Annotated in this window: 16 protein-coding genes and 1 pseudogene; 10 read left to right on the top strand and 7 right to left on the bottom strand. The window is 42.9% G+C overall.

The window, feature by feature from the left end; translation table 11 throughout:
- The first annotated feature begins 49 nt into the window (after positions 1–49).
- Positions 50–790, top strand: coding sequence for an SDR family NAD(P)-dependent oxidoreductase (locus FW759_RS01015; protein WP_062844619.1), 741 nt, complete (start codon positions 50–52; stop codon positions 788–790).
- A gap of 133 nt (positions 791–923) precedes the next feature.
- Here FW759_RS01015 and FW759_RS01010 read toward each other — a convergent pair whose 3' ends face one another.
- From FW759_RS01010 to FW759_RS01000, 3 genes are all read right to left on the bottom strand, one after another.
- Positions 924–1562, bottom strand: a complete 639-nt coding sequence (locus FW759_RS01010; RefSeq protein ID WP_446441927.1) for a phosphoadenosine phosphosulfate reductase domain-containing protein — start codon at positions 1560–1562, stop codon at positions 924–926.
- A gap of 73 nt (positions 1563–1635) precedes the next feature.
- Positions 1636–2232 (bottom strand): DUF934 domain-containing protein, encoded by a 597-nt coding sequence (locus FW759_RS01005; RefSeq protein ID WP_131397547.1) that lies wholly within the window; start codon positions 2230–2232, stop codon positions 1636–1638.
- Positions 2225–3910: a nitrite/sulfite reductase gene (locus FW759_RS01000; protein WP_446441926.1), complete on the bottom strand. Its 1686-nt coding sequence runs from the start codon at positions 3908–3910 to the stop codon at positions 2225–2227. Before FW759_RS01000 ends, FW759_RS01005 begins: the two co-directional genes overlap by 8 nt.
- Before the next feature lie 313 nt (positions 3911–4223).
- On the opposite strand from FW759_RS01000, the gene sat reads away from it, so the two are divergent.
- Positions 4224–5462: a sulfate adenylyltransferase gene (sat, locus tag FW759_RS00995; RefSeq protein ID WP_131397543.1), complete on the top strand. Its 1239-nt coding sequence runs from the start codon at positions 4224–4226 to the stop codon at positions 5460–5462.
- Here the strand turns inward: sat and FW759_RS00990 are convergent.
- Positions 5399–6573: pseudogene (locus FW759_RS00990) on the bottom strand (RNA-guided endonuclease InsQ/TnpB family protein). The gene sat and the pseudogene FW759_RS00990 sit on opposite strands and share 64 nt — an antisense overlap.
- A 207-nt stretch (positions 6574–6780) precedes the next feature.
- Complete coding sequence (locus FW759_RS00985) at positions 6781–7206, bottom strand: hypothetical protein (RefSeq protein ID WP_443570379.1); 426 nt, start codon at positions 7204–7206, stop codon at positions 6781–6783.
- Positions 7207–7654: 448 nt separating this feature from the next.
- Here FW759_RS00985 and FW759_RS00980 point away from each other — a divergent pair, with 448 nt between their 5' ends.
- From FW759_RS00980 to FW759_RS00960, 5 genes are all read left to right on the top strand, one after another.
- Positions 7655–8764: a sulfate ABC transporter substrate-binding protein gene (locus FW759_RS00980; protein ID WP_443509005.1), complete on the top strand. Its 1110-nt coding sequence runs from the start codon at positions 7655–7657 to the stop codon at positions 8762–8764.
- Positions 8765–9077: 313 nt separating this feature from the next.
- Positions 9078–10118, top strand: coding sequence for a sulfate ABC transporter substrate-binding protein (locus FW759_RS00975; RefSeq protein ID WP_353671548.1), 1041 nt, complete (start codon positions 9078–9080; stop codon positions 10116–10118).
- 195 nt (positions 10119–10313) lie between these two features.
- Entirely contained in the window at positions 10314–11195 is an 882-nt protein-coding gene (cysT, locus tag FW759_RS00970; protein ID WP_131397535.1) for a sulfate ABC transporter permease subunit CysT, read from the top strand.
- A 1-nt stretch (position 11196) separates the two neighbouring features.
- Positions 11197–12129, top strand: coding sequence for a sulfate ABC transporter permease subunit CysW (gene cysW, locus FW759_RS00965; protein WP_353669819.1), 933 nt, complete (start codon positions 11197–11199; stop codon positions 12127–12129).
- 114 nt (positions 12130–12243) lie between these two features.
- Positions 12244–12966 (top strand): sulfate/molybdate ABC transporter ATP-binding protein, encoded by a 723-nt coding sequence (locus FW759_RS00960; protein ID WP_084387291.1) that lies wholly within the window; start codon positions 12244–12246, stop codon positions 12964–12966.
- Between the two features lie 173 nt (positions 12967–13139).
- On the opposite strand, the gene FW759_RS00955 is transcribed toward FW759_RS00960, so the two are convergent.
- Positions 13140–13463: an ArsR/SmtB family transcription factor gene (locus FW759_RS00955; RefSeq protein WP_062844609.1), complete on the bottom strand. Its 324-nt coding sequence runs from the start codon at positions 13461–13463 to the stop codon at positions 13140–13142.
- A gap of 393 nt (positions 13464–13856) precedes the next feature.
- Here FW759_RS00955 and FW759_RS00950 point away from each other — a divergent pair, with 393 nt between their 5' ends.
- From FW759_RS00950 to bfr (FW759_RS00940), 3 genes are all read left to right on the top strand, one after another.
- A complete protein-coding gene (locus FW759_RS00950; protein ID WP_062844608.1) occupies positions 13857–14048 on the top strand; it encodes a (2Fe-2S)-binding protein in 192 nt (63 codons plus the stop codon).
- A gap of 400 nt (positions 14049–14448) precedes the next feature.
- A complete protein-coding gene (gene bfr / locus FW759_RS00945; protein WP_443568231.1) occupies positions 14449–14937 on the top strand; it encodes a bacterioferritin in 489 nt (162 codons plus the stop codon).
- A gap of 78 nt (positions 14938–15015) precedes the next feature.
- Positions 15016–15498: a bacterioferritin gene (bfr, locus tag FW759_RS00940; protein WP_446441925.1), complete on the top strand. Its 483-nt coding sequence runs from the start codon at positions 15016–15018 to the stop codon at positions 15496–15498.
- A gap of 143 nt (positions 15499–15641) precedes the next feature.
- Here bfr (FW759_RS00940) and FW759_RS00935 read toward each other — a convergent pair whose 3' ends face one another.
- Positions 15642–17018: a DHA2 family efflux MFS transporter permease subunit gene (locus tag FW759_RS00935; protein WP_446441924.1), complete on the bottom strand. Its 1377-nt coding sequence runs from the start codon at positions 17016–17018 to the stop codon at positions 15642–15644.
- Between the last annotated feature and the right edge of the window lie 233 nt (positions 17019–17251).

Here is a 17251-nt window from a genome sequence, read left to right as displayed (position 1 = left end):
CTTAGGATCTTCCATCGTATATCGATAATTAAAAAAGAGTAAGCATACTATGAAATTACAAGACAGAGTGGCGATTATATTTGGTGGCACTTCAGGATTGGGTGAAGCGACGGCTAAGGCATTTGCTAATGAAGGCGCTAAAGTAGTCGTCACAGGACGCGATGAGGAAGACGGTAATCGAATTGTTAAAGATATTAAAGACAGCAATCAAGACGCCATTTTTGTAAAGGCTGATGTGACGGAAAAGAGCGATATTCAAGCCGTTGTTGACAAAGCATTAACGACTTATGGTCAGATTGACATCTTATATAACGGTGCTGGTATTCATGATGCTTATGACAATGCTGTTGAGCTAGAAGAAGATTTTTACGATAAATTGATGGCGATTAATGTCAAAGCGCCTTATCTGGCTTCCAAAATGGTAATTCCGCATTTCATTAAGCAAGGCGGCGGCGCCATTATCAATGTCGGTTCGCAAGCGACACAAATGGCAGGCCCAGGCGGCTCAGCATATGTTACATCCAAGCATGCTATTTTAGGGTTTTCGAAACAGTTAGCTTTCGATTTTGGTAGTCAGGGCATCAAAGTTAATACATTGTCGCCAGGTTTTATAGAAACACCAATGACTGAAGGGATTGAGGATGAACGTCTAGCGCGTATTCCTGCTCAGCGTGCTGGTAAGCCTGAAGAGATTGCTGCACTTGCCGTATTTTTGGCATCTGATGATTCTAATTATATGCAAGGCGCTAACGTTTTGATGGATGGCGGTTGGGTGCTAGGTCGCAAATAGCTTTAGTCGTTGCCAACATAGTCGTCAACAGTATAACGAACGACTCTTACGTATATTCCCAACAATAAAAAAGCCCTCTCAAAATGAGAGGGCTTTTTTATTGTTGCGTAATGCTGTGAGTGGTTATCGAATATTATAACTGAGTATGCAGACCACACTCACGGCTTTCTTCTACTTTGGTTGGATCAAAATAATCAAACTCGTTTGGTAGGTTATGCTCATCAAGATAAACGTCTAGATCCGCATCGGTTTTCTCAAACAATGGCGCGACTTTTAACACGCCATCTTTTGATAAGCTAAGCACATCAAGACCTTGGCGGAATTCGGTCTGATCTTTACGAATGGCGTTGAACCACACGTCAGGCTTTAACTCATCCAAAGCACGGCGGAATGGCTCAAGTTTTACTTGGTCCGTAAACTCATCATGCTGTGGGTTATCGATTCCTGGGATACCGTTCATGGTTGCATCACGGTAAGCGGCTGTTTGCTTAGGAATATACGTGATGACGTTTAAGTTCAAATCACGGATAACTTTGTTGGCAAATTGATAGGTCGCATCAGTATTGTAACCTGAATCGACCCACAGTACAGTGATATTAGGACGCTGCTTAGCAACCAAATGTAAGATGGCTGATTCATAAGGGCGGAAGTTCGTTGTGATGATTGGGTTTTTTGCTTGCGTTAATGCCCATGCCACGATTTCTTCTGGTGATTTGCCTTGCAAGTCTTGGTTTGCTTGATCGATATCTAGATTTGGATGTAACTGACTCATGATACGTTCCTTAATGGTGGTTAATATAAAAGTGATTAATTAAAATTTAATAATAAAATTAGGTACCCGAGAACTAGCTGCCTGAAAACATCGGTAATGCAGCGGCATTGCGACCATCATAACTGCTGGAAAGTGCATTAAATGCTTGATTGATATCCGAGATAGATTGCATATCATGCTCATTCAGCACAAAGCTATCAACGCCAGTACGCAGCAGATAGGCAATTTGATCACGGCCAAACTGTCCTGCTATACGGATCTCCCCTTTGTAGCCGATTTGGCGTAGGGTTTGGGCGTAACTAAAACCACGTCCATCGGTGAAAGCAGGCACATGAATGACAATCAAATCTTGCTGTAATAAAAACTCTGACAAGCCAATTAGTAGATCCGTATCACTATTCGCGGTCACCCATACGCCAACACGACTGGCATGTTGGGTTACGAGGTCACTCACTTGCTCTAAGAGACCGCCAGCAAGTTTGCCTGCCGAATCCAGTAAATCAGAGAGGGGGAGTAAGACCTCAAGTTTTTCTTGTTTTTGTAGTAGCTCAAGTAATGATATATGAGACAGTGCGATACCATCTGGCAGCTCATTAGTGCTAAGCGCTAACCACGTATCGTTTTGACTGATATCAACACCTTCATGGTTTAACACATGATGATTACCCATAGACCTTCTCCTTAAAGGGCGCAATACCAACACGATCAACCAGATCGCCAAAACGTTCTACGTCTTGCTCATTGCTTACGCGCTGTTCTAGATAAACATCTAGAATTTTTTGTAGGGTAACCGCTACATCAGTTGCTGGCACAGCTTTGCCCAATATTTTACCGATTTTAGCGTCGTTACTGGAGTTGCCACCAAGGCTGATTTGATACCAGTGCTCACCTTTTTTATCAACACCCAAGATACCGATATCACCCGTATGGTGATGGGCACACGCATTCATACAGCCAGACATGTTGAGACGAATCTCACCCAAGTCATATAGGTAGTCAAGATCATCGAACTGTTTTTCGATTTGCTCAGCGATGTTGTGGGTCGTCGCATTGGCAAGCGAGCAATAATCCCAGCCTGGGCAGACGATCATATCTGTGAGTGTGTTGATATTGGCGCGAGCCAAATGCAAGGTAGATAACTGTTGCCATAACTCATACAGCTGATTGGCCTGTACATCAGCGAAGACCAAATTCTGCTGATACGTACCGCGGAGTTCACTAAAGCTATATTTATCAGCAAGATCGGCAAGGGCGTCCATTTGTGACTCGCTCACATCACCTGAAGGCACATAGCGACCATCGACCACCCCAGCTTTCAAAGAGATTACCACGGCACGATAACCCGCAACTTTATGCGCCACTGTATTTTGGTTGTACCAATTGGCAAAATCTTTATCAGCATCCAGCTGCTTTTGCAAATCAGACTGCACTTGTAGAGTATCAAAAGCCAGATAGTCAGGCTCAGTGAAAAAGCTGCTGGCAGTCGCAAAATTTTCCTCGGTCAACGTCAGCGGACCGTCTTTGGTATGCGCTTCCCACTCAGCATCGACCAATTTGGCAAAGGCAGGGCCGCCCATGCTTTCAACCAATATCTTGATACGAGCTTTGTACTTATTATCACGGCGACCATGTAAGTTATAAACGCGTAAAATTGCATCCAAATAACTGAGCAGGTGCTGGCGCGGTAAAAACTCATTGATCACTTTACCAATCACTGGTGTACGACCAAGCCCGCCGCCAACCAGCACTTCAAAACCAAGCTCACCGGCTTCATTGGTTTTTAAATGTAGTCCTACATCATGCACTTGCGTTGCTGCACGATCATTGGCAGTACCAACCACCGCAATCTTAAATTTACGCGGTAAAAACGCAAACTCAGGATGAAAGGTTGACCACTGGCGAATAATCTCACAATAAGGGCGCGGATCCGCAATCTCTTCTTGATGGATACCTGCATAAGGGTCAGTGGTGGTGTTACGAATACAGTTGCCCGACGTTTGAATCGCATGCATCTGTACTGAGGCCAGCTCTGCCAAAATATCTGGCACGTCTTCAAGTTTTGGCCAATTTAGCTGAATATTGGTACGGGTGGTGAAGTGCCCGTAGCCCTTATCATATTTACGCGTGATTTCTGCTAACTTGCGCAACTGATAAGAAGCAAAGAGCCCATAAGGAATGGCAATGCGCAACATCGGTGCATAACGCTGAATATAAAGGCCGTTTTGCAGGCGTAGTGGCAAAAACTGCTCTTCTGGCAGCTCACCTGCCAAAAAACGTTTGGTTTGGTCGCGAAACTGTTCAACTCGTTCGTCTACCAAAGTCTGGTCAGCGTAATTGTATTGATACATGACGTAATCTCAGTTTTTTTAATCTTAAAAGCAGCGATGAGGGGCGTTTTTTGTGGCTATGTGACTCGCCCAGCACTAATCGCAATATAAATAATTCAGCTTACCATCATATAAGCTTGCTTCTATAAACATAAATTCCTTTCAGACATATCCATATCCAAACACAGCATAAATTTTCATAAAGAAAGTTAGGTAGCCTATGCTTATCATATTTAACGTCTGATTATTGGCACCTGCTTCTCAGTTTTAGCTACTTCTTGCGTTATCTCTTATCTTTTTGACTACTTTTTTCATGTAAGGTTTTAATATTCCTATGACTCAGACCACATCAAAACTTGTTCCTCCTCACGGTAGCCCAGTACTTAAGCCATTATTGTTAAATGGCGATGCTCGCACCCAAGCACTGAAGCTTGCCAGCACACTACCAACAATCACTTTAAGCTCAAGAGAGCGTGGTGATTTGATTATGTTTGGTATTGGTGGCTTTACGCCATTGAATGGCTTTATGAATCAAGCTGATTGGAAAGGCGTGGTAGATGACATGCGCATGCAAAGTGGCGATAACGCTGGCTTGTTTTGGCCGATCCCCATCACTTTATCTGCGCCCAAAGAAACGGCAAACAGCTTAAACCAAGGCGATAAGGTGGCGTTGGTGGCGCAAGATGGCGAGATCATGGGTATTTTGACGGTAGAAGAAACCTATACGATTGATAAAGAATATGAGTGCCAAAAAGTATTTACCACCACAGACTCAGAGCATCCTGGGGTTCAACAAGTCTTGAACCAAGAAGCGGTCAATGTAGCAGGTAGCGTTGAGGTATTAAGTGAAGGTGAGTTCCCAACGCTATATCCAGAGATCTATAAAACACCCGCTGAGACTCGCGAAATTCTAGATGCCAAAGGCTGGAAAACAGTCGCTGCCTTCCAAACTCGCAATCCAATGCATCGCTCGCATGAGTACTTGGCCAAGATTGCTATCGAAATCTGTGATGGAGTGTTGATTCATTCCTTATTAGGCGCTCTAAAACCGGGTGACATCCCAGCAGAAGTACGCCAAGAAGCGATCAAAACCTTGATTGATAACTATTTCAGAAAAGATACCGTAATTCAAGCTGGTTATCCATTAGACATGCGCTATGCAGGACCACGTGAGGCACTATTGCATGCGGTGTTCCGTCAAAACTATGGCTGTAGCCATCTGATTGTTGGTCGTGACCATGCAGGCGTTGGTGATTACTATGGTGCTTTTGATGCGCAGACCATTTTTGAACAGGTTGGCAAAGACGACTTGATCACGCAGCCCCTAAAGATTGGTTGGACATTTTGGTGTAACGCTTGTAATGCCATGGCATCTGATAAAACGTGTCCGCATGATGCTTCTGAGCACGTCAAGGTTTCTGGTACCAAGCTGCGTAAAGCCCTATCAGAAGATGAAGATGTGCCAGAGAACTTTAGTCGTCCAGAAGTGTTAGAGATTTTGCGCAATTATTATGCTGGCATTGCGCGCGAGGAGCGTGCTGAAGTTAAGCTAACGGGCGCTTCTGCTGTTTGACTTCCTCCCCGCCCTCGAAGGACGGGGATTCCTACTAAAGACGGTCAAGCCCGACCGCGAGTATGTTTTTAGCGCCATTAACGTCGCGTTGATGGACAGTTTGACAAGAACTGCAAAACCATACTCTGACACCAAGCCCTGCTCTACCTCTCGGACTGTCTTGGCGTGAGCCGCAACACGAGCAGGTTTGGGTTGTGTACGCTTCATTGACTTCAATATAATGGCAACCTGCATTCTTGCATTTGTAATCCAGTTGCCGCTTAATTTCAAACCAACCAGCGTCATAGACGGATTTGGCGAGTTTGGTTGACGTGAATGATGTTGATTTTATCTTTCCAATAACGATTAGATTGTTGGCTTTAACAAGCTTTGATGTGAATTTATGAATCAGGTCTAATCTAGTATTTTTAATCTTGGCGTGGATCGCCTTTACTCGCTTTTTATGCTTAGCGCGTTGAGCAATCGCCAGTCTTTCAGCGTACTTATGAGTCAGCTTAGTGGTCAAAACATTACCATTACTGGTAACTGCTGACTCTTTACAGCCCAAATCAATACCAACTTGACCAGTACCACAAGCGGTTTTTGGAAATTCTTTAACGGTGACACAAGCATACCAATGACCGCTATTGTCTTGCACTAACTCGCAAGTATTGATGCTATAGAGCGAGAGGTTATAGCTGTCCCATAGGTCTATTGTGAGTTTTTTACCCTTAGCTAAGCTGAATTGCAGGGTGCTTTTCAGAGACTTTCTACCACTTTGGCGCGTACTAATATGCTTAATCGCGGTCTTTTTAAAAGGAATCCAGCCCAAACTTCTACGCTTGGCTTTCGGATTATTAGTACGCCAGTTGAGTTTGGCTTTTTTAAACTGTTTACGAGCCTTGGCATGGGTTTCGGTCACTGCTTGTAAGGTTTGGCTGTGCAGATTTAGGTATTCGCCACTGCCTTTAGTGTAAGTGGCTAAGTCATAGGCTGAAAAGAATTTGCCTGTGCGCTTAAGATGTTTAAAACTTAGCTCATTAACGTAATTCCAGACAAAGTTGACCGAACCAGCTAAGATATTTAGCTGACTCGCGTGTTTGTCTCTGATGCGTAATTTGAGCGTTTTCATGGAATAATTATGATCTCAATGGGTTTGGTTATCAAGGCAATCTCAATCCTAGATGACAACGGCTGACGCCTGATATCCACGCCCATCGATGTGACGTGGTTTTACGGCGCTGGATGATAAAGAAGGTTAAACGTTAAAGATTAAAAAAGGGAGTCAGATCATCGATCTGACTCCCTTTTTCTTGTTTGAAGTTTGCAATCAATGCGATTACATCAACTCTAACGGTGCTTTCAGTTTTTTATATTTGCCTGCCAATGAGCCACCGCCAGAACAAAAATATCTTAATGCGTCTGACTCTTGCCCATCAATGGTTAGGATGTTTTCTTTAAATTGAAAAAAGATCTGAGTGTCGTTGGCGTTGGTTTGAAAAATGATGCCATGTGCCTCGTCTTGACCCATCAATACGGCTTTACCATCAAACTGGCACGTGGGTTTTTTGAGATCGCTGCGCGCACGCACTTTAATATCAATCTGCTTATCACCTGCTGCCCGTACTATTACACCAACCCAATCATAACCTTGTGCACGGTCAGTATAGCCATCATCTGCATAGTCTCCTACCACCGCTTGCATGACAGGGTTGGGCACAGGGGCTTTGGGGTTCGTCACTTGGTTAGTGGTATTGCTGGTCATATTATGACAGCCACTTAGCGTCAACAAAACCGAAGTGGACAGGGAAGCAGCCACAAAAAAACGAGATGCATGGGAAAGATGAGTGGTCATAAGATGCCCTTAGAATCAAGTTGGAAAAACGGTAAGCAAACAAGGTGCTGGCAATAGCGCACTCAAAGCATGCACGTCATAGGAAATATTTAAAATCTTGACTACCATCTCATTCGATTGAAAATTCTCTTTACGCTTAACTGTTATGCATGGCCGAAAAATCTATCGTATGAGACACAATAATAACATTACTTATGCCAAGTTAATCACTCGATAAGCTGATTCGTCATTAAGCCTTTTTCAAACAAACTGCTAGCATATGATCATTATCCATAGAGCCGCACTTAAGTCGTTATCATCTTTATACCTGATAGCGGGATTCTAAAAAAATGGCACTAACATTTTATCGAGAATATTTATGCAATCAATAAGCAAAAAAACAATCAAATCTAACAACAAAGGCGTACAGGTGCAACTGCTTGGCATGAGTGGCGTACTAGCGATGACTTTATTGGTGGCGGGCTGCGGCTCTAACGACACGAGCGCAGCACAAGATGCGTCAAACACTGATGGTAGCTCAAAAAACGTTAGCCTATTGAATGTCTCTTATGATGTATCACGTGATTTTTATAAGGATTATAACGAACTTTTTAGCGAAAATTATCAAAAAGAGAATCCAGGTAGTAAGGTAAATATCAAACAGTCACATGGTGGTTCAAGTAAGCAGGCCCTGTCCGTTGCCAATGGTTTGCAAGCAGATGTGGTGACTTTTAACCAAGAAAGTGACATGAACTTGTTGGTTGAAAAAGGGTTGGTTGCTAGCGACTGGAAGCAGGCACTACCAAATAACGCCGTCCCTTACACCAGTACTATGGTACTGCTTGTGCGTAATGGCAACCCAAAAAATATCAAGGATTGGTCAGATTTAGCCCGTAACGATATTAAGGTCGTTATGCCAAATCCAAAGACCAGTGGTACCGCTCGCTATGCATTTTTAGGCGCTTATGGTTATGGTTTGCATCAATTCAAAGAAAGCCCAGAGACTCATGTAAAAACGGATGGTTTTATCAAAGACCTGTTGGCGAACGTGGTGACTTATGACAATGGCGCACGTGCAGCGACGACCAGCTTTACCCAGCGCGGGCTTGGTGATGTATTGATTACCACTGAGAATGAAGCCCACTTGGCAGCCAAAGATTTTGCTAAAGGACAAGTGGATATCGTTTACCCCAGTTATTCTGTACTGATCAATAACCCAGTAGCAGTGGTGACCGCTGTTACCGATAAAGCAGGTAAGACTGATGCTGCAAACACCTACCTAAAAGGTCTGTGGGAGACACCAGCTCAAGAGCTTATGGCACAGATGTATATGCGTCCTAGCAATGAGCAAGTCCTTGCAGCACACAAAGATACCTTACCTGCCATTACAACCTTTGAACCAGTGAGTGTCTTGGGGCCGTGGGAGCAAATTATGGACACATTCTTTGTGGACGGTGGGCGTTTTGATCAACTGGCACAAGTAAAGTAACCAGCAGCGGCAATATTATATTTGATTCATAGACTACCGAAAATACCAGATACTATGGTCATAGAGATAATGGTCGTAGAGGTGTTTTCGGTGGTTTTTTGGCGGCGTTGTTAAGGGTTCTAGTCAATCTCCTTATCGCACGAAAGCCAGTTTTGTGTTATTCCATTTTGGCAATAACATACGCATATTCATCATTAAACATAATAAGATGGCGCTGTTAGCATACGGGTATTATTTAACAGATACCTTTGAGGGATTTATGACATACGCCACGCGATATCAGCAGAAAAGCAAAGCATTGAACGTTTTAGGTATGGCAGGCGTTGCATTGACCTTAGGTCTTGCTGGCTGTAGTAATAATGAGCAGGCAGACACAACTGCAAGTACGGATGGGGCGACGACAGACAGTCAAACTATCGAGCTGTTAAACGTCTCTTATGATGTGGCCCGCGATTTTTATAAAGACTACAACCCGCTATTTGTTGAGCATTATAAAGCAGAAAATCCAAATGCTAATATCACCATTAATCAGTCACACGGTGGTTCGAGCAAGCAAGCGCTCTCTGTCGCCAATGGCTTGCAAGCAGATGTAGCGACCATGAACCAAGGCTCTGATATTGAGCTGCTTGAGAAAAAAGGGTTGGTTGAATCAGATTGGCAAAGCAAGTTCCCAGATAATGCTGTGCCATTCACCAGTACCATCGTGTTTTTGGTGCGTAAGGACAATCCAAAGGGCATTAACGATTGGCAGGATTTGACCAAAGAGGGCGTTGAGATTGTCATGGCCAACCCGAAAGTGACGGGCAATGGTCGCTATGCTTTCTTAGGTGCTTATGGTTATGGCCTGCATGCTTTTAATAACGATGAAACCGCTGCTAAGAACTATGTGAAAGACATGCTCAAAAATGTCAAAGTTTATGAGAATGGCGGACGTGCTGCTACGACCACGTTTGTTCAGCGCGGTATTGGTGATGTGTTGGTGACGTTTGAGAACGAAGCCAATCTTGCAGCCACTGATTTTGGAGCGGGTAAAGTGGACATCGTTTATCCAAAGTATTCTATTAAGTCAGAAAGCCCTGTAGCCGTTGTGAAGTCAGTAACGGACAAAAAAGGTACCACTGAGGCCGCAAAAGCTTATCTTGACTATCTATGGAGTGAGCCTGCTCAGCAGTTAGCAGCTGACCTTTACCTACGTCCTAGTGTCAAAAGCGTTCTTGATAAAAACAGTGACAAACTGCCACCTGTTGAAACGTTCCGCCCAAATGATGCGTTTGGCACATGGGATGACATCATGAGTACTTATTTCAGCGATGGCGGTGTCTTCGATCAATTGGCTATCAAAGCGCCAAAATAATTACCGCCTAACGGCAGCAGCGCGGTTTTGTCACGCAATGGGTATGAGTATTAAGTCATTAACAACCATAAAGGACATGGCGTTCTGCGCTATGTCCTTTATAACATAGACTCTATAAGACAGACGCACTAACCATAAACTCGATACAACATGGTCTTACGATAAGTACCATCAGATAGGCAATAGGACATCACTATGAGTGCAACATCTTCTTCTGCCAGTAAGCCGCTTAAAAAAGGTTGGCTGACACGTTTGCGTCAACGCAATGTGTTGCCAGGTTTTGGTTTAAGTATGGGCATTACTGTCTTTAGCTTATCGTTATTGGTGGTGTTACCCTTTGCCATGATGGCCTATACCACAACGCAAATGGGCTGGACTGGATTTTGGGAAACCATCAGTCAGCCGCAAGTCACTGCTGCTATTAAGCTGAGCTTATGGATGTCGTTTTTGGCCATGCTGACCAATATGGTATTTGGTACGTTGGTTGCTTGGGTGCTGGTACGTTATGAGTTTTGGGGTAAGTCACTGATCAATGCGTTGGTCGATCTGCCTTTTGCGTTGCCAACAGCAGTGACGGGGATTTCACTTGCCACGCTTTATGCCCCGAATGGGTTGATAGGGCAGTGGTTTGCAAAATTCGATATTCAGGTGGCTTTTACCCCGATAGGTATTTGGCTTGCATTGGTGGTGGTTAGTTTTCCCTTTATCGTCCGTGCTGTACAGCCTGTGCTTGCCGAGCTGTCGGTTGAGTTTGAAGAGGCCTCAGCGGTACTGGGTGCCAATCGCTTAACCACATTTCGAAAGGTTATCCTACCAGAGCTGTTGCCTGCCTTATTGATGGGCGCAGGGATGATGTTTGCACGTGCCACCGGTGAGTATGGTTCAGTTATCTTTATTGCGGGTAATATTCCGATGCAGTCTGAGATCTTGCCACTCATTATTATCAGTAAGCTTGAGCAGTTCGATGTTCAAGGTGCCTCGGCTGTTGCGCTGTTTATGCTACTGATCTCCTTTGTGATTTTATTGACAATCAACATCGTACAGTGGAAGCTGTCGCGCCGCGTAGGAGCCCGCTAACATGCAAATATCCAATAGCTACGACTACCAAAGCAATCCAGCCACCAAAGATACACCGTGGATACGTCGCACTTTTATCGTGATTGCTGTCTTATTTATGGTTGTTATGTTGGTCATACCGTTGTTGGCGGTATTTTATGAAGCCTTTAAGAGTGGTTGGCAGCTGTATATTGCCTCACTGGTTGATCCAGAAGCGTTGGAAGCCATCAAACTTACCCTCATTACTGCCGCTATTGTCTTACCGATCAATATGGTGATGGGTATCGCTATCGCTTGGTTGGTCACGCGTTATCAGTTCAAAGGTAAGCAGCTGGTCACCACGTTACTTGATTTGCCGTTCTCTGTCTCACCCGTTGTTGCCGGTTTGATGTTTGTATTGTTGTTTGGTCTAAACTCTACTCTTGGCGGCTGGCTTGAGAGTATGGGTTTCCAAGTTATTTATGCGGTTCCTGGTATTGTTTTGGCGACCTTGTTTGTGACGTTTCCCTTTGTAGCACGTGAGCTGATACCTCTGATGCAGACTCAAGGCGATAGTGAGGAGCAAGCCGCACTGACTCTAGGAGCTTCTGGTTGGCAGACTTTTTGGCATGTGACATTACCCAATATTAAGTGGGCGTTGCTATATGGTTTGATTCTGACCAATGCGCGCGCGATGGGTGAGTTTGGTGCTGTGAGCGTGGTATCAGGTCACATTCGTGGCGAAACCAATACGATGCCACTGTTGGTTGAGATTGCTTATAATGATTATAACTTTACCGCTGCGTTTGCTTTGTCGAGCTTACTTGCGGCCCTAGCGCTAATCACCTTACTGATTCAGCAGGTCATGACCAAGCTGCAAGAGCGTAAATTTGCTAAGTCTGAAAGGTTGGCAAGCGCACCCGAGCTACCAGCAAGTGCGAGTGCGACCATTCCTACCAGTCAAGATAAGCCGTAAAAATAAATGGTATTGAAGTCAGCAGTATGATTTAAACCACTGATAATTGAGACATTGGGTGTCGCCCAGATACACTGATACGATACGCCAAAAGAGACAATAAGAGATATTATTATGAGTATCGAGATTCGTAACGTTAATAAAAAGTTTGGTGATTTCGTAGCCTTAGACGATATCAACATTACCGTACCAACGGGTAAGCTAACCACGTTGCTTGGACCCTCAGGCTGTGGTAAAACCACGTTGCTGCGTATCATTGCAGGTTTGGAGTACGCGGACTCTGGACAAATACTGTTTGATGATTTGGATGTCACCAATACCCCTGTGCAAAAACGTCATATTGGTTTTATGTTTCAGCATTACGCATTGTTTCGTCATAAAAACATCGCTGATAATGTGGCGTTTGGATTGACATTATTGCCAAAAAATGAGCGACCTAACAAAGCTGAGATTAATAAGCGTGTCGCAGAACTGTTAGATTTGGTACAGTTGCCCCAAGTTGCCAATGCTTATCCGCACCAACTATCAGGCGGACAGCGTCAACGGATTGCGCTGGCACGGGCGCTTGCTGTCAAGCCAAAACTACTATTACTTGATGAGCCATTTGGCGCATTGGATGCCAAAGTACGTAAAGAGCTACGCACTTGGCTAAAAAATATTCATCATGAGCTAGGTATTACTAGTATTATGGTTACTCATGATCAAGAAGAAGCACGTGCCGTATCTGATGAGATTGTGGTTATGAACCAAGGACGTGTAGAGCAGGTGGGAACATCGGAAGAGTTGATACATCAGCCAGCCAATGCTTTCATCAGTGATTTCCTCGATCTCGTATAGAATGGTATTTTATATAACATTGAATCTTGTATAAAAACTGAGAGTACGCTATAGACTTATAGTGTTGGAACGATTAGCTTCTTAAAGGCAATAAAAAAGACCTATCTTAAATGGGTCTTTTTTATTGCCTTTAATCCGTGCTAAAAGCCAGTCTTGCTGTATACACCCTCTATCTAAGCAGGTTCTGACATATCAATGTCTTTGGTCAATATTTGCTTGTAGGTAATCTCTAGAATATGCTCACACCATTCGGGTAAATCATCAGCAACCTCATACCACATCCAAGTACCATCACGAACACAGCTCAAAATACCCAGTTTCTTTAGATGGTTCAAGTGACGAGATATGGTTGGCTGCGGCTGGTCCAATATGTCAACCAACTCACCCACACAACGTGCTTCTTTTCGGAATAATATTTGAAATATTTTTAAGCGCGTCGGATCAGATAAGACTTTAAACAACTCAATAGGTCGTATTGTAAAATTATTATCAGACATAGAATAGTTCCAATAAGGCTAGATTAATAGGCCTTCAATATAACAGCAGTTATCTACAAAATCGATTAAAAGATAAGCTAAATTACAGTTCGTCGTCAATTTACTACCTTTTATCTTGTTTAGTTACAGTAGTAACCATATTAATCTACATCAGTTAACTGACTGTAATAGAAGGCTATTTTTTTGCGCACTCAATTGTAAAATACTATTGCAAATGATAATAATTATCGTTATTATACTTAAATTGCTACGCAGAATTTTATTAGGTAGCAAATTGATAGGCAGTGAAGTGGGTGGGTGACTATCTATTGACCTATAAGATTTGTCATCAATGCCCAATATTTATAAGCAGTAAAGTAGTTACCGAATGATGGTATTCAGGAGAGCTGGTGTATGTACGTATGTATCTGTAATGACGTGAAAGAAAAACAAATCAAAGCTGCTATTGCTTCAGGTATTGATACTCTTGAAGGTCTAAAAGATACGCTTGACGTTGCAACCTGCTGTGGCTGCTGCGAGCCAATGGTAAATGATTACCTAGATGAACACCATGCGAAATTAGATATCCTAGCCTATGCTGTCTAAATATAGTGGATCTAAAAATTCTCTATTTTAAATATCTTAGATGTATTGTTATAAAACACAGTACATCTAATTTCATGTCTTTACCCTCAATATATAAAAGACACAGGGTAATTGGCAAATTTCTACAGTACTTTTCAAAAAAACAGCTATCCTTTTATTCATGTCTTTTCAACGTGATAAATGCCTGTTGCCTTTATAAACGCTAGCTAATTATGATTCTCAACTAGCATCTTATTCTTAGTTCATAATATTACATGTCATACAGCGCCTGTATGTTACTATTATTTAGATAAAGTAACAGAGCATATTATTGCATGTGATTTTTACTGACATTGCTACTATTATGTGATGAATTTTAGATATACGGTAATGTATAAATATACATAGAGGAGTATGGGTTATGATAGGTAGCCAAAAAGTCATAGATTATTTAAATTTTTTATTAGGTGGTGAGCTGGCTGCTCGTGACCAGTATTTTATACATTCAGAGATGTATGCTGAGTGGCATTACGGCAAACTGTATGACCGTATTCATCATGAGATGGAAGATGAGACCTTACACGCGCAAGCCATTATTCGCCGCATCTTGATGCTAAGTGGTACGCCGAAAATGACGGTGGATACCATTAACATTGGCGCTACTGTCCCTGAGATGCTACAACTGGATCTTGATTTAGAGTATCAAGTACAGAAGCATTTAAAAGACGGGATTGCGCTGTGTGAAGAAGAGAGAGATTACGTCACGCGTGAGATGCTCGTTGAGCAGTTAAAAGACACCGAAGAAGATCACGCTCATTGGCTGGAACAGCAGTTGCGTCTTATCGACATGATTGGTCTGCCAAATTACCTCCAAAGCCAAATGGCTGAAGTCACTCCCAATCTTATTTAATATTACGAAAGATATGAATCGTCATAAAAACTGACCCCTAGGGTCAGCTAAAACAATAAATAAGTAGGGAGAGATGTTATGAAAGGGGACAAAGAGGTCATTCGTGCTTTAAACAAAGTACTCGGGCAGTCATTGATTGCCATCAACCAGTATTTTTTGCATGCACGCATTGCCCGTCATTGGGGCTTAGAAGCGCTTAACGAAAATTTTTACAAACAATCTATCGCTGAGATGAAATGGTCAGATGATTTGATTGCACGTATTTTATTATTAGGTGGCTTACCCAATTTGCAAGATTACGGTAAGATGTTTATTGGCGAAGATGTGCCAGAGTTGATCGATTGCAATTTGCGTTTAGAAAAGCAGAAATTTGCTATCCTTACTGATGCCATCGAATTGTGTGAATCAAAAGCCGATTATGTTTCTCGTCAGTTATTGACCATTTTAAAAGATGGTAATGAGGAATATCAAGATTGGCTTGAGACTCAAGAAGACTTAATCAAAAGTATGGGTGTAGAACGATACATTCAATCACAAATCAATGATGATGACACGATCTAAGCGTTAAACCTATCATTGATTGGCGATCACGCCATATCAGATGCCAGCATGAGTTTTGGTTTATACCAACCCCATGCTGGCATTTTTATGTGTGACGTTTAACAAATCTATGGAAGCTAACACCGGTAGTCACGTTTTTACTGTCAATACAAACCACGGCCGTCTTCAGGTTTCAAGCGCATAAATACCATTGCAGAGAGAATCGTTAATACACCCATGACAAAAAATGTGGTTTGAAATGCTGTTAACGTATCCATCTGTATACGCTCACGTAATAGATTTAAAATGGCTGCACCAAAAGCAATACCAAAGCTAATGGCTAGCTGTTGATTAACGGCCATCAAGCTATTGCCGCTACTGGTCTGTGCGCCTTGGAGATCACCAATTGTAATGGTATTCATCGCGCTGAATTGTAAGGAGTTACAAGCGCCCATGATGGTCAAAATAGGAATAAACCAAAGCCACTGTGAGGCGTCATTAAACTGCGTTAAAACCAAGATAAGTGAGCCCATCACTGAGGTGTTGTAGATCAAAACTTTGCGGTAGCTGTAACGCTGAATGATCTTACTCACAAAGGGCTTGATACCGATTGCGCCTACAGCAATAGGAGCAAGGAGCCAGCCTGCCTTTGATGGAGAATATTCAAACACGACTTGCAGCAGTAATGGCAATAAAAAGGGCACCGCACTGATGCCAAGCCGTGTAAACAAGTTGCCGACAATACCTGTTCGAAAGGTACGAACATCGAACAAGGCCAATGGGAACAACGACGCAGATTGACGTTTGGCATGCCAAATATAAGCCCCTATCAATAGGCTTGCGCCAAGACTAAAGAGTAGACCATAAAGTCCATGTCCTGTTTGTGAGCCGAATTCTACAGCCAGTGTAAACCCGCAAGCCGCTGCCGCAAAGAGTAAAAACCCTGACCAGTCAAGACGTTTGGTATCTTCAAATAACGCAGGAACCAGTTTCTTCCCCATCAAAAAACCTGCTATCCCCATTGGTATATTGATCAAAAATATCCAATGCCAGCTGGCATATTGCACAATATAACCACCCAAAATTGGTCCTACCAAGGGCGCAACTAATGCCGGTATGACCGCAAAATTCATGACCGTTAATAGCTTATTACGTGGGTAAGATTTGACCAATATGAGACGAGCAACAGGCGTCATCATTGCGCCACCAATGGCTTGAATAACCCGAGAAGCAATCAAGAGATTCAGCGTTGGCGAGACGGCGCATAACAGTGAGCCAATACAAAATATAATGATTGCGGATAAAAATACGCGGCGGGTTCCATATTTGTCAGCCAAAAAACCACTAAGAGGGATAAATATGGCTAAGGTCAATGCATAACTGATCACTGCCCACTGCATTTTTAAAGGCGATTCGCCCAGTGCTTGCGCCATTTGTGGTAGTGAGGTGTTTAATATAGTGGCGTCTAATATTTGCATAAACAACGCTACTGCTAGTACATAAGGCAGATATTTATCTTGTGTTGGGGTGAGCGTTACCATGTAAATCTCATTAAATATTCTGTCATAAAACCAGACAAATAGTGTTTTTTACCACTTACCAATAAATGGTGAGTCAGCATGTAAGCCAAGTAGTATAAGAAAGACATACCGAGAATAAAAGTGACTCAAGGTAACGATTCGCAGTCAAGGCAGAAAAGTGCTAAAACAATGTACGATAACATTGCTTACAAGAGAGGACTTTAATATAAGGGCAAATTCTCGTTATAGTGGAC

This window comes from Psychrobacter sp. 1176_08, assembly GCF_052850615.1.
This window is presented reverse-complemented; position numbering and strand designations above follow the sequence as displayed.

Bases quoted from the DNA above. Each gene is read 5' to 3' on its own strand.
- cysT (WP_131397535.1), top strand. From the start codon at position 10,314: ATGAGTGCAACATCTTCTTCTGCCAGTAAGCCGCTTAAAAAAGGTTGG.
- FW759_RS00985 (WP_443570379.1), bottom strand. From the start codon at position 7,206: ATGACCAGCAATACCACTAACCAAGTGACGAACCCCAAAGCCCCTGTG.
- cysW (WP_353669819.1), top strand. From the start codon at position 11,197: ATGCAAATATCCAATAGCTACGACTACCAAAGCAATCCAGCCACCAAA.
- FW759_RS00955 (WP_062844609.1), bottom strand. From the start codon at position 13,463: ATGTCTGATAATAATTTTACAATACGACCTATTGAGTTGTTTAAAGTC.
- bfr (WP_443568231.1), top strand. From the start codon at position 14,449: ATGATAGGTAGCCAAAAAGTCATAGATTATTTAAATTTTTTATTAGGT.
- bfr (WP_446441925.1), top strand. From the start codon at position 15,016: ATGAAAGGGGACAAAGAGGTCATTCGTGCTTTAAACAAAGTACTCGGG.
- FW759_RS00935 (WP_446441924.1), bottom strand. From the start codon at position 17,018: ATGGTAACGCTCACCCCAACACAAGATAAATATCTGCCTTATGTACTA.
- FW759_RS01000 (WP_446441926.1), bottom strand. From the start codon at position 3,910: ATGTATCAATACAATTACGCTGACCAGACTTTGGTAGACGAACGAGTT.
- sat (WP_131397543.1), top strand. From the start codon at position 4,224: ATGACTCAGACCACATCAAAACTTGTTCCTCCTCACGGTAGCCCAGTA.
- FW759_RS00960 (WP_084387291.1), top strand. From the start codon at position 12,244: ATGAGTATCGAGATTCGTAACGTTAATAAAAAGTTTGGTGATTTCGTA.
- FW759_RS00950 (WP_062844608.1), top strand. From the start codon at position 13,857: ATGTACGTATGTATCTGTAATGACGTGAAAGAAAAACAAATCAAAGCT.
- FW759_RS01015 (WP_062844619.1), top strand. From the start codon at position 50: ATGAAATTACAAGACAGAGTGGCGATTATATTTGGTGGCACTTCAGGA.
- FW759_RS01010 (WP_446441927.1), bottom strand. From the start codon at position 1,562: ATGAGTCAGTTACATCCAAATCTAGATATCGATCAAGCAAACCAAGAC.
- FW759_RS00980 (WP_443509005.1), top strand. From the start codon at position 7,655: ATGCAATCAATAAGCAAAAAAACAATCAAATCTAACAACAAAGGCGTA.
- FW759_RS00975 (WP_353671548.1), top strand. From the start codon at position 9,078: ATGGCAGGCGTTGCATTGACCTTAGGTCTTGCTGGCTGTAGTAATAAT.
- FW759_RS01005 (WP_131397547.1), bottom strand. From the start codon at position 2,232: ATGGGTAATCATCATGTGTTAAACCATGAAGGTGTTGATATCAGTCAA.